The sequence below is a fragment of the Chitinophaga sp. genome (assembly GCF_036566945.1).
Classification (GTDB): Bacteria; Bacteroidota; Bacteroidia; order Chitinophagales; family Chitinophagaceae; genus Chitinophaga.
Genome location: NZ_DATCVJ010000705.1, coordinates 1 through 14,215, shown reverse-complemented (window position 1 = coordinate 14,215; position 14,215 = coordinate 1). Strand labels below are relative to the sequence as shown.

Below are 14,215 nucleotides of genomic sequence, written 5' to 3'. Positions count from 1 at the left end.
TTTGTTGCCCAACCAGGATTCGAACCTAGACAAATAGAACCAAAATCTATCGTACTACCATTATACTATTAGGCATTGTTTAACGGGATGCAAATGTAGTTTTTTTCTTAAAGAAAACAACACTTACAAAAAATAAATCTATTATTTCCTGATCGACGCTGCCGCTATACCCACTGCCATAGCGTCTTCTACGCCTCCCAATGCAGCATCTCTGATCTGGTATTTTCTGCCGGTTTCCCTGCGCAGATAGAAGAATGCATAGGCGGCGGCTACTGCTGCCACGGCTCCTATCAGCCCTCCTTTCCAGGCTTTGTGGCCTTTGGCCTGATAAAGTGTAGCGCCTACCAAGGCACCTGACAGCGCTCTGCCGGCAATACCGGCAGCGGCTATACGATCTCCTACGCCAGGTGCTTTGTCTACTACCAGCTCTCCTGCTGCCATAGTTTGTAAAAATTTGGCGGTGGCGGGCTTTTGCATAAAGGCTAAAGGTGACCGCTGTAGCTTCGGGGAAGGTTGCTGACTCAAAAAATAACTGGTAAAAGCGGGGCCCATGGCACTACGCATTCCGGTAACGATACCCAAACCAATTACTTGTAATGCGGAAGGTAAAATTGTTTTTTTCATACCTGCAGGGCATCAATCATTGTGCCATGCCTACATGCCCCGCTGTGTATGCTTCTCACAAAATACAAAATAATAAAATATGCAAATAATTGATTTTTAATTTATAAAGATAGATGTAGTTACTTTGTAGTACCTTATTTCCGAACGTGTAGATAGCGTGTAGTATACGCCAAACACCAACTGCTATTGGGCCTTTTTACCTTTGCCACTCATCATCGTTAAACCAAAAAAGAACAAACTATGAAAACAAATCAATGGGCTATGATTGCTTACATCACCCTGATAGGATGGATAGTTGCCTATGTAAAAAGTAAAGACGAAAGAAGTACGCTGGTAAATTATCACCTGGAACAAGCCCTGGGACTCGTCATCGCCAGCATCGTATGGTCTGCTGCACTCGGCGTTGTAATCGCCGTTTTACCGGCCGCCCTGGCGGGCATCATCTCGTTTGCCGGTTTATTACCGCTGGTGTTTATGATTTTTGGTATCATCAACGCCAGTAACAACGTACAACAACCGATACCTGTAATAGGAAAGATGTTTGAAAACAGGTTTGTTTTCCTGCGGGATTAAAGAAATATCACCCGATGAAACCCAATCCAAAAGGGACAATCCCGCGAATAAGACTGACTAAAAAAAGTCAGTCTTATTCTTTATATAACTATTGCACAATACCCATCAAATAAGCATCCAGGCCTTCTTCTTTGCCCAGCCCCAGCTTTTGCTTAATCCGGTAGCGCGACATCAGGATGCTCTTTGGTGCGACGCCCATCCTGGAAGAAATTTCTTTGGTAGATAAACCCATAGAGATATAAGAACAATGCTTCAAATCGAGTCTGGTCAAGGTGTTGGCGGCCTTCTCCTGCAGCCGGCTAAAAAATTCCGGATGAATATTTTCCAGCTCCGTTTTGGCCGTTTCAAAGTCTTCGTCCATACGCCGGTGCTGATCTATCATGCGGGTAATTTGCCCTACCAGATTGCGATCGCCCGATTTTTCATGTAGCTTTTCCTGTAATGTTTGCAGCAGTTCATTCTTTTGTTCTACCTGCAAAGCCCCCGCCAGCAAGTCTTTCTGCAACTGCTCCTTCTGCGCCTGCATTAATTGCTGCTCGGCCTGCAAACGCGCCGCTTCCTCACTTTGCAATCTTGCCTGCAACGCAGCTTCCTGCTTTTCCAACGCCAGCGCTCTGGTTTCTTCGTCCTTCAACCGCATCTGCAACACGGCGTCCTGCTTCTCTTTTTCCAGCAACGCCTGCTGCTGAATAGTAGATTTCAAACGGAAATGATAAGAGCGGAAAAGGAATACCAGCGCCAGTATACAAGCCACTATCAATATCACATATACGATATTCAGCTTTTTATTGAAGGCTGCTTTTTCCTGCAAAGCACTCAGCTCCTGCTCTCTCTGTTGCGCCTGATATTGCGCTTCCAGCCTTTTGGTAATCGACATTTTCTCCGCATCAAAAGCAGCGGCGTAATATTTACTGTACTCACGGGCGTAATGCAACGCCTCCTGCAAGTCGCCTTTCTTTTCCGCTACTTCAGACAAAGAACTCATGAAATGCGCCATCACATTGTTGTCGGGAGCAGTAGACCGCATCAGGGTTTCTAATCCTGCCAATAAAAGATGCGTGGCACGATCATAATGCCCGTCTGCTATTTCAAAGCTGCTCATCATCCCATAACTGCTGGCAATGATTTCCTGCTGATCGGTAGCGGTACCAATTTCCAGTGAAATTTGCAGGTATTGCAGGGCAGAATCACGATAGCTGCGTGGAAAATATTCCGCATACAGATTGGCGGTATTCAACGCCACCAACCCCAATATGCTCGGGAAACTGATCCTGCTCTTATTTTGCTGATAGTATTGTAAGGCAATCCTGTTGTAATAGAGCGAAGAATCCAGCAGCTGCCGGGCGCTGGTATCCCCGGCAAACCGATGTTCATAACTGCCGCCAATGGCCTGGTAGGCATTGCACATATCATCCGGATCGGGGAATCGCCTCGCGGCGTCCAGGGTTGCAAAGGCATAGCGGGATTGATTCTCCAGATCATCCCAATCGGCATAAATGGAAGAAAGATTATATAGAATACTGGTCTCTAAACTATTGGCCGGCTGCCCCACACCATACTTCAACGCCTGCTGAAAGCTCTTTACCGCCTCATGTGGCTTACCTATCCTGTTCTCCAGCCACCCTTTCCGATACCATACATTTTCCATGGTAAACGGATCGCCGGATTGCTCCGCCAGCAGAAAAGCACTGTCCAGCTGCTGCTGCACCTTCTTCGTATCTTCCTGCCCAAACATTAACGATACCAGCGAAGAATGACATTGTGCGGCATACTTACTATCTTTTAATGAACGGCTCATCGATAAAGCCACCTGCGCATTGGCCAGCGCCTCCTTACGGTTGGTACTCAGTAAAGCACGACTTAATTTCAGTCTTGTCAACACCTGTTCTTCCGGTGTTAAGGCCCGATGGGTTAATATCTGCTTCAATGAATCCATCACCGTTTGAGCAGACAAAACATTTTTAAAAATCAGGCTAACGACGGCACACAACAAAAATATCCGCCTCCATTTAATATGGTTCATCCTGCAAAAATACTATTTGTAGTTGTTTTGTAGATACAAAAAATGCCCCCCTGTAGTCACCTTGTAGATGTAGTAAATACGGGAGATCTGCTACAGCACTATACTTTTGCAGTAATATTCATTTTTTAAAAAGGATCATATGGAAAAATTGAAAAACCAGCATCCTACGCATGAACTTACCATCGCATAATTACGGCCTTTCTTCTTTGTTAGTCGTCCCAAATTCTTTTTTTACTTCATTATAAAAAAAGATAATGCAGTAATCCGGATGAATACCGGGTTACTGCATTTTTAATATTGGGGCATCTCTTCTATTTTATTTCCCTGCTTCCAGGTGTTGCTGATCTTTCAGCAACTGCGCTTTTAATTTTTCATAATCCACTTCCTGTACGGCCTTGTTGGTAGTAATCGCCAATACGGCTGCTGTGGCGGCACTTTGGCCCAGGATCATAAACACCGGTTCCATCCGGATAGAGCCATAAGCTATATGGGAGGCCGACAAACAAACAGGTACCAACAGGTTGCTGCATTCCTGCTGTTGTGGTAGTATGGCCCCATATGCCACCTGGTACGGCGCTTTAATGTCTACGCCTATATCGCCTTCATTTTGCACAAAGCCATCTTTTTTCACATAGCGCTGCGCGTTATGCGCATCCAATGTATAAGATCCCATACCAATGGATTGAGGCACGACGCTTTTTCCCAGCACCGTTTGTTCCGTCATCACAAATACCCCTTTCATACGCCGGGCTTCCCGGATATATAGTTGATGTGGCCAGTTCTTATTATCGGTAAACTCATCGGCCGACAAGCCCCATGTTTTCATACGGGACTGAATGGCCGCCGGCACCCGGGGATCGTTGGCCAGGAAATACAGGAGTCCCTGCTGATACGTTTCATGTTCCTGAATAATTTCCTTTCTGCGGGCATAGCTCCCTTCGGGATAATCGTAATTCATGCCGATATTATCCGTACTAAAAGGTCCATGGTTATTCACATCTGTTTTATGGTTGGGAATAAGATCAAACTTATTGAATACTTCATTCCAGCCACTATCCAGTACCCTGCCCAGCAATTCATACTGTGTGGCATCATAGCCGGCAGGCCGGGGAAACGGAACCCGGTTGGCAGGGTTATCGGTCAGGCACATACGAAAACAGTACGCCTGAATTTTATGATCAGCTGCCCCTTTTTCGCCAGGATCTTCTCCGGAAACACGCGGTAGCAATCCGCTGGTAGCATCACCGGCAATGCGGTAAGGACTGATAGGTTGTTTAAAGTAATGCCCATGATGCAACACACCCGTTTGCACCCCATTCCAGGTTTCTCCATAAGTAGCATTGGCTTCCCGGCCCACTGTGTAACTCACACCGGCAGCCGCCATCAGATCACCTTCATAGGTGGCGTCAATGAACATTTTACCGCTATACGTGTGGCCACTCAACGTGGTGATCGCCTGTATTTTGCCATTTTTTTTTGTGACGCCCTGTTCCCTGTTCAGCCACTCTTCCCTGTAAATACGGATATTATTTTCCCGGACATAATCTTCCATCACCTGCTCGGCCACATGTGGTTCAAAGATCCACATGGTGCGTGCTGCTCCATCCATGGCCGGTGTGCCTTGTCCTTTATTCCCGTATTCCGCCGGCTTTTGCCAGTTCCAGGCCGCTGGTTGCTGATAGTGCAGCCAAACGCGGTGATAGAAATCCCGCGCCAATCCACCTATCACGGATTTATTGCCGGTATCTGTAAATCCAAGACCACCGGAAGACAAGCCACCAATATGCTTATCCGGGGATACTACGATCACGCTGCGCCCCATGTTGTGTACTTGTACCGCGGCCACAATTGCAGCAGCAGTACCACCGTAAATAATCACATCTGCCTTATAAACAGGTGCAGTGCCCAGGGAAAATAATGCGGGACATAACAACACCGTTATCAGTAAACCTATTTTTCTCATGCAAATAATAATTTTTTAAGATATGCGGGATAGCTTTTTCCTTCCAAACCACCATCACCAAAAGTGATACTGTCGCCGAAACAAACGACGCGGTTGTGTGGTAGCTTTTTTTGCTGGATGTATTCAAAAATGGCTACCGCCATAGTTCTGTAGCCAGCCGGCGTAGGGTGCACCCCATCTGTTACTTTGCTGTTGATCATATTTTTAATCAAACTGTCTGCGCCTTCACCGATATCACCTGTTTGCTGAAAAATAAAATGCATGTCCAGCAAATCCAGCTTATAATCTGCTGCCACTTTGCGGATCACCTCATTTACCTGCCGCTTTCGTTCGGCATGCCCTTCCGGCGCGTAAAAGGCCATCGGATGGCGGGTATACAAGTAAGGCTCATACACCGGCAGGATAGTCATCAGCAATATCCGGCTTTTAATAGCCCTGATTTTTTTCACTATCTCCCGTAAATTATTTTCATACTGTGGCAATGCGATATGCTTTTGGGAATTCATATCGTTGGTGCCAATCATCAGGATAGTAAGCTCAGGTGCATGCACCAGGCAGTCGGGCTCTATACGGGCAAGCAGGTCAACGGTATTGTTGCCGCCTATGCCGGCATTCTTAATAAAGCCCTCACCTGCGGACGTATACGCCCTGACGGGGAAATATTTTTCCTGGAAGGAAAGGGTGGTCGTTAATAACCCGGCTTGTAAAAAATTTCTGCGATGCATGAAGTGGAATTTTATTTTAATGCCGTTGTTGGCTCCGGAGTTTGGTTCAGTAAGATAATAATCCTGTTGTAAATTTTCTACAAAGAAAGCTGCTCACCTATTGCCCTGAAGTTCCTCACACAAAAAATAAAACATCTGATGTTTAAATAAACATCATACCTTTGTAGCGTAAACGTGCATTTATGGATCAGACATCCAAATTATCAGACCGCGTCATCAACGCCATACAAAAAGATATCTCTCAGGGGAAATATAAACCCGGACAAAAAATACCGGCAGAACCGGAACTCATGGTACAATATGCAGTAGGTCGCTCCACCATCCGGGAAGCGATCAAAACCCTCGCCATGTCGGGCGTACTGCGGGTACAACAGGGCGCCGGTACCTTTGTAAATGAAACCATCAAAGCGGAATCGCTGGACCAGCGCCTGCGCCGGGCCGACTTCGAAGAAATTAACCAGGTGCGACGCATGCTGGATTATGAAATCGTAAAACTGGCAGCAGAAAACCATACCAAAGAAGATATCCAACAACTGAAACTGCTGCTGGAACAACGCAAAAAGGCCATCCTGGAACAACAGTACCAGCAATGCATGGAGGCGGATATCGCGTTTCATACCGCCATCGCGAAAGCCTCTGGTAACAACGTACTGGCAGATCTGTTTCGCAGCTTCACCGTGGTCATCCGCGATTTTTTTTCCAAACGCGATACACAAAGCATCAGTCATTTTGCAATCAGTCATCATTTACATGAAGCTTTATATAAAGCCATCAAAAGCGGCAACGCCAAATTATCCGGGCAGGTAATGGAAGATATCCTGGACAACAATTACTAAACTAACAAAGATGAATATTCTGATCTTTAGCGTGATCCTCCTCGGAAGCGCTTATATGGCAGGACTTTTAGGCTCGATAACCGGATTAGGCGGTGGCGTAATTCTGATTCCCCTGCTCACACTTGTATTTCATGTAGATATCCGTTACGCCATAGGAACCGCACTGCTGGCCTCTATAGCCAATTCCTCCGGCGCGGCAACCGCTTATATCAAAGAAGGCATTACCAATATCAGGCTCGGTATGTTCCTGGAAATAGCCACTACTGCGGGAGCTGTGGTGGGCGCCCTCATCGCCGTATTTATGCCGGTGAATGCTATTGCCATTTTACTGGGTGTAGTACTCATCTTTTCTGCGGCTATGACCATGCGCAAAAAGAATGTACATGCAGAGCAAACCGGCAGCAAATTATCTTACGCGCTAAAGCTCAATAGCAGCTATCCTACACCGAATGGGGTAGTTGATTACAAACTGAAAAATGTGGGTGGTGGTTTTTCTATTATGTTGGTGGCAGGCGTGCTGTCAGGGCTGCTGGGCATTGGCTCCGGTGCATTGAAAGTACTGGCTATGGACAGTACCATGCGTATTCCTTTTAAAGTAAGTACCACCACCAGCAATTTTATGATTGGTGTTACTGCCGCGGCTAGTGCAGTCGTATACCTGCAAAGGGGATATATTGATCCGGGTATTGCTTTCCCGGTAATATTGGGTGTGTTGGGCGGTGCTTTTACCGGCGCCAGAATACTTACCCTGATCAACCCCACTACCCTGCGGATCATCTTTGGTGTGGCCATCACCTTTGTAGCCATCGAAATGATCTATAACGGATTACATCATCAGTTTTAACAACCGCCACATGAAACCTTTGAAGAAATTATTAGTAGACCGTGACATTGAATTATTCATTGGCCAGGTACTGAGAACCGGCGTGATCACTGCCAGCGCCATAGCACTGCTGGGAGGCATTTTTTACCTGGTACAGCAGGGCGGCGCCAGCATTCCAGATTACAGCGTGTTCAAAGGAGAAGGCGCCGGTTACACGTCTTTCCGGGGCATTTTCCACGGCGTGGCCACCGGCAACGCCACCGAAATAATACAACTGGGCGTGCTCGTATTATTAGCAACGCCCATTCTCCGTATCTTCTTCTCCCTTATTGCATTTGCTATAGAAAAAGATAAACTCTATGTGGTGATTACCATGATAGTGCTGGGCATTATCCTGTTCAGTATGTTCGGCGGACTGAAAGTATAACACTATTCTTCTCTCAATCGTTCATCCGTATACGTGATAGCTGTTCTGCCATGTGGTACAGGTTTGCCATGTTCATCCACGCTTACAAACACCATTTTATCCACTGTCAGAATTGTTTTCTGTGTAATCTTATTTCTTACCTGGCAGGTGAGCGTCAATGAAGTACGGCCGAAATGGGTGGCTTTAATCCCTAACTCCACAATATCGCCTTGCTTGGCAGAGTTGATAAAGTTGATTTCAGACATATACTTTGTCACACAGCGATTAGTACCCAGCTGAATAATAGAATAAATAGCGGCTTCTTCATCGATCCAGCGCAGCAAACTGCCGCCAAATAATGTTCCATGTGCATTCAGATCCTCCGGCTTTACCCATTTCCGTGTGTAAAAGTTCATGACAATAGTTTTGTTACTGATAAAAAGGCAAAGCTATTCCATTCTTACATATCATGTACTACTTTGCCTGCCACTTTCCGCTATCACTTTATTTTTTCAGGGAGATGAATACCTTATTTATTTTTTTCCGGTAATTCGGGCGAATGCAGCTTCACTGGCTTTTCAGCGCGTGATCTCATTTTCAGGTTCAGCACCTCTATAAATACAGAAAATGCCATCGCAAAATAAATATATCCTTTAGGAATATGCTGATCAAAACTTTCTGCAATCAGCGAAACACCAATCAGCAACAGGAAAGACAGCGCCAGCATTTTCACGGTAGGATGTTTATTCACAAAATGACTAATCGATTCTGAGGCCAGCATCATTACACCTACCGCTATAACCACCGCGGCAATCATGATCTCCACATGATCCGCCATTCCTACGGCAGTAATCACGGAGTCCAGCGAAAACACAATATCCAGTAACAAAATTTGTACAATCACCTGGTTAAATCCCAGCGCTTTTCCTTTCGCATTAGCATGCTCACCGCCTTCCAGCTTCTCATGTATTTCTGCCGTACTTTTATAAATGAGGAACAATCCACCTATCAGCAAAATAAGATCGCGTCCTGAAATAGCCGTCTTTTCCAGCCATGCTACATTTTGTATCCCGATCCACTCCCCTACATTAAAAAGTGGTTTGGTAAGCGACATAATCCAGCTGATAGACAGCAACAATAAAACACGTACAAACATTGCCAGGCCCAATCCAAGACGACGGGCTTTCTTTTGCTTGTCTTCCGGCAGTTTTCCCGCGAGGATAGAAATAAATACAATGTTATCAATACCGAGTACTATTTCCAGTACCGTTAACGTGAGAAGACTGATCAGTGAATCTACAGTAAGCAGGTGTTCCATAATTGACAGTTATATAGGTTGTACATGTGTAAACCGTAATATACTTTCTTTTTTACTAGCGATAAAATCTGCTAAAATACCTGCTAAAACAAATTGTCGTAAATTACAGACATTACGACAACGATTAGACCTTTCTCTTCCCGCTTGTTTACACCTACATAACTTCTGTTTCCTTCTTAAACGATGAAAATGAAAAAAGATGAATGGCATATAGTGCGCTTTGCTCCGCGCGGCAATAACAGCTTTATAGAAGCTGCCATGGCTGCGGTACAGGAATACTTCACCGACAATAAAATTTCTATTTATGCCAATAGAGAGATGTGGATTAAAACCATTGTGATGCTTTCCTTATACTTTGTACCATATATTTTAATGGTAGTGGGTGCCGGCGCCGGTAACATCTGGCTGTACCTGGGCTTGTGGTTGCTCACCGGGCTGGGCATGACTGGTATAGGTGCTACCATCATGCACGATGCTAACCACGGCGCGTTTTCTCCTAAAAAAAGTGTCAATAATTTTATTGGCCACATATTAGAAGTAATCGGTGGATATGCCGCTACCTGGAAAATACAACATAACATACTGCACCATACTTATACCAATGTTTCCGGACTGGATGAGGATATTGATAGTATTAAATTTTTGCGTTTCTCTCCTAACCAGCCACGGCACTGGTATCACCGGTATCAGTTCATTTACGCCTGGTTCTTTTACATGTTGATGACTTTGTTCTGGATGACTGCCAAAGACTATTTGCAGGTATTGCGTTATAAAAATCATGGGTTGCTGGTAAAACAAAAAGTTTCGTTAAAACAGGCCATGTTCCGGATTTCTGTATTCAAAGTAATTTATTATGGATATATCCTCGTATTACCGTTATTGTTTTCAGGTATGCCCTGGTATTGGGTACTGACGGGCTTCTTCGGGATGCACTTCATTGCAGGATTGTCACTGGCCTGCATCTTCCAGCCTGCACATGTAATGACCGCTTCTGATTTTGCTACACCAATAATAGTAGATGATGTGAAGAAAATGGAAAACAGCTGGGCCATCCATGAAGTGGTGAATACCACCAATTATGCGCCCCGCAGCAGGGTGCTGTCGTGGTGCATAGGCGGATTGAATTACCAGATTGAGCACCATCTTTTCTCCGGCATTTGTCATGTGCATTACCGGAAACTCGCACCTATTATAAAAGCAAAAGCAGCTGCATTTAATTTGCCTTACCAGGTACAACCTACTTTTATTCATGCTTTGTGGGAACACGCGCGCATGTTGAAACAACTGGGTGTTGCCGGCAGCCGCAAACACTAAACAAAAAAAAGAGGTATCAAAAGTAATGAAGAGAAATTTCGCTTTCCATTACTTTTGATACGGCTGCTTTTAATACGCTTCCACGAAAAGACTGATCGGATGATGATCACCTACAATTTTACGATCTGCCATTGCTGATTGGCATTGCCGCTCCAATACCACTGAATAATGCCGGCGCCATTGGCGGTAGATGCACCGTTTACATCCAGCGATAATCCACTGTTCACATTCATTACCTGGTAATATCCAAAACCCACATCCACTACTTTCCATTGCTGATTGGCACCGCCCCAATAGTCCCACTGCACAATACCAGTACCAGCCATAGTGGAACTGCCATTCACATCCAACGATTTATTGCTGTTACGATTGGTAACGCTGAACAATCCACTACCCAAACTGGTTAATTTCCACTGCTGATTATTGCCTCCCCAGTAATCCCATTGTACAATACCTCCACCATTGGTGGTAGAAGAACCGTTCACATCGAGTCCTTTATTACTCTGCCGACCCACGATCTTATACCATGCATTGCCATCAAATACGCCGGAAGGTTGTGTAATGGTATTAATACCCCAGGCATATTGCAAGCGCGAAAGCCCTGAAGCGTTATTGGTGGTGATGGTAGTGCCGCTTAATGTTAATAAACTATACCCGTCTCCATCTCTTAATCCGGGCCAGTATACACAACCTATGCCACGGGATAACACCCGGTTAGTGATGCCCTGGAAATAAGCAATTTCCCGGTCCGTTCCCGGCGCACCCAAATAGTCTTTCCCACTGGTCATAGGAATACCAAACTCGGTCACCACCGTCCTGTCAGGATAACCAATATCCGATATCGCCGACTCCCAGTCGGCAGTCGTTGTTTTGCTGTTGTCGAACCAGGTATAGTTGTGATAAGATAGTAAACAGGTATTCAACCGGCTGTCTGCCCCTACTCCATTCACATCCGTTGCATAGCCGGCGCCATCCAGCAGAATTCTGTTTTTAGGCACGGATGGGTAATTTGTGAGCCAGTCTGCATACAGATTATTCAGATTGGATAAACTATAACCATGCGGCTCATTAAATACTTCAAAATAAACATTACTATTATTGATGTATTTATTCACCACTACCTGCCACATACTCCAGAATTGAGTGGTGTTGTCTACTATACCGTCACGGGAGCTGCTGCCTTCCCAATAACAAAGGATAACTTTCATCCCACTATTGGCCGCTGTATCAATAGCGGCGGTATAGCTGCCCCACCAAGCCTGCAGTACGGAAGGTGGATTAATGGGCATACGAATGGTATTGGCGCCCCTTTGCTTAAAAGCATTGACAATGTTCACTGCTTTGGTTTGGGTAGTGGCATAACTATCCGCGGAATTTAATCCGCTGGGTACTACAAAATCATCTTTGAAATTGTCCGCCGGGTCGGCCCAGTTAACGCCTTTGAAATCGGATGGCACCACAGCCAGCAACGCCGTTGCCGTGACTGCATTGTCTTTTACCTTGTTGGTGGAAATGTTATCCTGCATATTTTTGGAACAACCGGATAACAAAGCAATGAGCGGGAAATAGAATAGTAATCGTTTCATAACTAATAACTTTTAACGTGAAAGATGAGGGTTAATGCGATCAGCTTATTAGTGGAATTGCTTTGGCAATATAGGGCTGTTCCCCAAGGAGATCGGGGGAGTAAATCGTTTAAAACAGGGGGTAAATTAGTATTCGTTAAAACAAACAGCTTCTTTATGCGGTATACCGGCAGCAAGGTCTAAAGCTTGCCGGTATTCTCCTCGTATATTTCATCAAATGATTTCCCTTTCTGTTTTTGTATCACTGCTGAAAAACGGCTGTCTATAGGGGTTAATAATTGCAGGCATAGTTGTTTATCATCATCCGTTAAATCCTGCGCCAGCATCGCTACCACTTTAAGAATTTGCTCTTTTGCCGCCTTCAATACTTTTTCACCTTTCTTCGTGAGCTGCAGCCGCTTTACCCTTTTATCTTCCGGGTCATCATATTCACTGATCAGGCCTTTGCTCTTCAGTCTTACCAATATATTAGTACCACTTGACAGCTCCAGCATATTACTGAAAATCACTTCTGATTTAATGGGTTCCTTCCCGTTAAAAATGGCGACCATGATTCCAAACTCCTCCATCTGGTCTAATTCGGTTCCTTCCAATGCCTTATTGGTATATATCATCTGGAATTTCCCGATGCGGCTGATCAGCTTAATTAAAGCACCGTTTAAATCTGGTCGCAGCTGCCATTCAGGTGCCACCTGCTTCTCCTTTCTGATAGATCCTGCTAATATGCTGCGGCAAAATCCTTCAATAGTAGCACCGGAATTAATTTGTTCATATTCTCCCCAGAGCCTGACCAATTCAACAGTTTGATTCATAGTTAATCCCTTTTAGTAGCAAATAAATAAAATAAATACCAAATAGTTGGTTATTTATACCAAAAGGTTTTAATTTACAATAAATACTACCAAAATACAGTAAAATGAACATGTACTTCTTGCTAAAAATCCTATTGGCCTTCCACATCATGGGGTTCGTAATCATGGCAGGTACCACCACTATAGATTATTTCACCTTTAGCACCTTTTGGAAGTTTGCTGACCGCGGAGATAACAGCGGCGCACTGGGGCTACTTCCTCTAATGGCCCGATATGGCGCCTTTGTACGAACAGGGGCTATCATTATATTAATCACAGGTATCACCATGCTCACACTCGTAAATGGCAACTGGTGGGATCAGCGATGGTTCAGGGTAAAGATGGTATTGGTCATGTTACTGATAACGAATGGAATGTTTGTTGGAAACAAACAAGGGAATAAATTGAGATCCCTCATTACAGCATCTCCCACTAACTTCCTGTCTCAAACCATTAGCGTCAGAGAAACATTGCAATGGTTTTACCTTGCTCAATTGATACTTTTCTTTTTAATCATCTTAGTGAGTGTTGTCAGACCCGACAAGCTTCCCAATTAAGATTATTGTATGAAACAGCCTATTCTTCTTTTCGGAATTACCGGCGGCACCGGAAGCATCATCGCCGAAAACCTGCTCCGCAAAGGCTATCATGTAACAGCCATCGCACGCGACCCCGCAAAAGTCAGCATGCAGCATCCCCATCTGCTGATCATAAAAGGGGATATTACACAACCCGAAACATTTGCGGACCAGGTACACCAACATAACATCATTATTTCCGCAGTGGGTAATCGTTCCCGGAAGCCAACTACTTTATACTCCCATGGCATGAAACATATTCTGCAAGCCATGAATAACCCTGACAGCAAACGATTAATATGCATTTCCGCTTTGCCCGTTGAAACAAATTCCGTGATGGTATTTTGGCAGAGATGGCTGATAAAATATATTGTCGGGAAAATTTTCAGGCATTCTTATAAAGACTTACTGCTGATGGAAAAGCAATTACACGGCAGTCCGGTTAACTGGACCATTGTACGTCCTCCCCAGCTAAAAGATACGCCTGCCACCGGCCAGTATAAGGTAGCTATCGGCACACATCTTAAAAAGCCCTTCAGTATTTCCAGAGCAGATCTGGCAGGCTATATCAGCGACGTCATAGATAAGCCCGAAA

The 14,215-nt window shown here is 44.9% G+C and carries 15 protein-coding genes and 1 tRNA gene; 7 read left to right on the top strand and 9 right to left on the bottom strand.

What is annotated here, in order from left to right; translation table 11 throughout:
- Window positions 1–4: 4 nt before the first annotated feature.
- Together VIP81_RS21310 and VIP81_RS21305 are read right to left on the bottom strand one after the other, a co-directional pair.
- Window positions 5–75 (bottom strand) — tRNA-Gln (locus VIP81_RS21310).
- 66 nt (window positions 76–141) lie between these two features.
- Entirely contained in the window at window positions 142–624 is a 483-nt protein-coding gene (locus VIP81_RS21305) for a DUF4126 family protein (RefSeq protein ID WP_331966004.1), read from the bottom strand.
- Between the two features lie 240 nt (window positions 625–864).
- On the opposite strand from VIP81_RS21305, the gene VIP81_RS21300 reads away from it, so the two are divergent.
- A complete protein-coding gene (locus tag VIP81_RS21300) occupies window positions 865–1,197 on the top strand; it encodes a DUF4870 domain-containing protein (RefSeq protein ID WP_331966002.1) in 333 nt (110 codons plus the stop codon).
- Between the two features lie 88 nt (window positions 1,198–1,285).
- Here the strand turns inward: VIP81_RS21300 and VIP81_RS21295 are convergent, their stop codons facing one another.
- The 3 genes from VIP81_RS21295 to VIP81_RS21285 form a co-directional block, all read right to left on the bottom strand.
- Complete coding sequence (locus VIP81_RS21295) at window positions 1,286–3,124, bottom strand: hypothetical protein (RefSeq protein WP_331965999.1); 1,839 nt, start codon at window positions 3,122–3,124, stop codon at window positions 1,286–1,288.
- 412 nt (window positions 3,125–3,536) lie between these two features.
- Entirely contained in the window at window positions 3,537–5,183 is a 1,647-nt protein-coding gene (locus tag VIP81_RS21290; protein WP_331965996.1) for an FAD-dependent oxidoreductase, read from the bottom strand.
- Entirely contained in the window at window positions 5,180–5,908 is a 729-nt protein-coding gene (locus tag VIP81_RS21285) for an SGNH/GDSL hydrolase family protein (RefSeq protein WP_331965993.1), read from the bottom strand. Before VIP81_RS21285 ends, VIP81_RS21290 begins: the two co-directional genes overlap by 4 nt.
- 182 nt (window positions 5,909–6,090) lie before the next feature.
- Between VIP81_RS21285 and VIP81_RS21280 the strand changes: the two genes are divergently transcribed.
- From VIP81_RS21280 to VIP81_RS21270, 3 genes are read left to right on the top strand one after another with little or no spacing between them, the layout of a single operon-like run.
- Window positions 6,091–6,744 (top strand): FadR/GntR family transcriptional regulator, encoded by a 654-nt coding sequence (locus tag VIP81_RS21280; protein ID WP_331965990.1) that lies wholly within the window; start codon window positions 6,091–6,093, stop codon window positions 6,742–6,744.
- A gap of 10 nt (window positions 6,745–6,754) precedes the next feature.
- A complete protein-coding gene (locus tag VIP81_RS21275) occupies window positions 6,755–7,588 on the top strand; it encodes a sulfite exporter TauE/SafE family protein (RefSeq protein ID WP_331965987.1) in 834 nt (277 codons plus the stop codon).
- A gap of 10 nt (window positions 7,589–7,598) precedes the next feature.
- On the top strand, window positions 7,599–7,994 hold the full coding sequence (locus tag VIP81_RS21270; RefSeq protein WP_331965984.1) for a DUF1634 domain-containing protein: 396 nt from the start codon (window positions 7,599–7,601) through the stop codon (window positions 7,992–7,994).
- Window positions 7,995–7,996: 2 nt separating this feature from the next.
- Here the strand turns inward: VIP81_RS21270 and VIP81_RS21265 are convergent, their stop codons facing one another.
- Both VIP81_RS21265 and VIP81_RS21260 read right to left on the bottom strand, forming a co-directional pair.
- Window positions 7,997–8,389, bottom strand: a complete 393-nt coding sequence (locus VIP81_RS21265; RefSeq protein WP_331965981.1) for an acyl-CoA thioesterase — start codon at window positions 8,387–8,389, stop codon at window positions 7,997–7,999.
- 113 nt (window positions 8,390–8,502) lie between these two features.
- Entirely contained in the window at window positions 8,503–9,291 is a 789-nt protein-coding gene (locus VIP81_RS21260; protein ID WP_331965978.1) for a TerC family protein, read from the bottom strand.
- A gap of 189 nt (window positions 9,292–9,480) precedes the next feature.
- Between VIP81_RS21260 and VIP81_RS21255 the strand changes: the two genes are divergently transcribed.
- Window positions 9,481–10,605 carry an acyl-CoA desaturase gene (locus VIP81_RS21255; protein ID WP_331965975.1) on the top strand — a complete coding sequence of 375 codons (1,125 nt, stop codon included), beginning with the start codon at window positions 9,481–9,483 and terminating at the stop codon, window positions 10,603–10,605.
- A gap of 110 nt (window positions 10,606–10,715) precedes the next feature.
- Here the strand turns inward: VIP81_RS21255 and VIP81_RS21250 are convergent, their stop codons facing one another.
- A complete protein-coding gene (locus VIP81_RS21250; RefSeq protein WP_331965972.1) occupies window positions 10,716–12,191 on the bottom strand; it encodes an RICIN domain-containing protein in 1,476 nt (491 codons plus the stop codon).
- 179 nt (window positions 12,192–12,370) lie between these two features.
- Window positions 12,371–13,003: a hypothetical protein gene (locus VIP81_RS21245; protein ID WP_331965969.1), complete on the bottom strand. Its 633-nt coding sequence runs from the start codon at window positions 13,001–13,003 to the stop codon at window positions 12,371–12,373.
- Window positions 13,004–13,107: 104 nt separating this feature from the next.
- Here VIP81_RS21245 and VIP81_RS21240 point away from each other — a divergent pair, with 104 nt between their 5' ends.
- Both VIP81_RS21240 and VIP81_RS21235 read left to right on the top strand, forming a co-directional pair.
- Window positions 13,108–13,599 (top strand): hypothetical protein, encoded by a 492-nt coding sequence (locus VIP81_RS21240; protein ID WP_331965966.1) that lies wholly within the window; start codon window positions 13,108–13,110, stop codon window positions 13,597–13,599.
- A 9-nt stretch (window positions 13,600–13,608) separates the two neighbouring features.
- A partial coding sequence (locus VIP81_RS21235; protein WP_331965963.1) for an NAD(P)-dependent oxidoreductase occupies window positions 13,609–14,215 on the top strand: 607 nt, incomplete at its 3' end.

Coding starts and splice junctions, on each gene's coding strand:
- VIP81_RS21240 (WP_331965966.1), top strand. CDS start 13,108: ATGAACATGTACTTCTTGCTAAAAATCCTATTGGCCTTCCACATCATG.
- VIP81_RS21285 (WP_331965993.1), bottom strand. CDS start 5,908: ATGCATCGCAGAAATTTTTTACAAGCCGGGTTATTAACGACCACCCTT.
- VIP81_RS21255 (WP_331965975.1), top strand. CDS start 9,481: ATGAAAAAAGATGAATGGCATATAGTGCGCTTTGCTCCGCGCGGCAAT.
- VIP81_RS21260 (WP_331965978.1), bottom strand. CDS start 9,291: ATGGAACACCTGCTTACTGTAGATTCACTGATCAGTCTTCTCACGTTA.
- VIP81_RS21305 (WP_331966004.1), bottom strand. CDS start 624: ATGAAAAAAACAATTTTACCTTCCGCATTACAAGTAATTGGTTTGGGT.
- VIP81_RS21265 (WP_331965981.1), bottom strand. CDS start 8,389: ATGAACTTTTACACACGGAAATGGGTAAAGCCGGAGGATCTGAATGCA.
- VIP81_RS21280 (WP_331965990.1), top strand. CDS start 6,091: ATGGATCAGACATCCAAATTATCAGACCGCGTCATCAACGCCATACAA.
- VIP81_RS21275 (WP_331965987.1), top strand. CDS start 6,755: ATGAATATTCTGATCTTTAGCGTGATCCTCCTCGGAAGCGCTTATATG.
- VIP81_RS21290 (WP_331965996.1), bottom strand. CDS start 5,183: ATGAGAAAAATAGGTTTACTGATAACGGTGTTGTTATGTCCCGCATTA.
- VIP81_RS21270 (WP_331965984.1), top strand. CDS start 7,599: ATGAAACCTTTGAAGAAATTATTAGTAGACCGTGACATTGAATTATTC.
- VIP81_RS21250 (WP_331965972.1), bottom strand. CDS start 12,191: ATGAAACGATTACTATTCTATTTCCCGCTCATTGCTTTGTTATCCGGT.
- VIP81_RS21300 (WP_331966002.1), top strand. CDS start 865: ATGAAAACAAATCAATGGGCTATGATTGCTTACATCACCCTGATAGGA.
- VIP81_RS21245 (WP_331965969.1), bottom strand. CDS start 13,003: ATGAATCAAACTGTTGAATTGGTCAGGCTCTGGGGAGAATATGAACAA.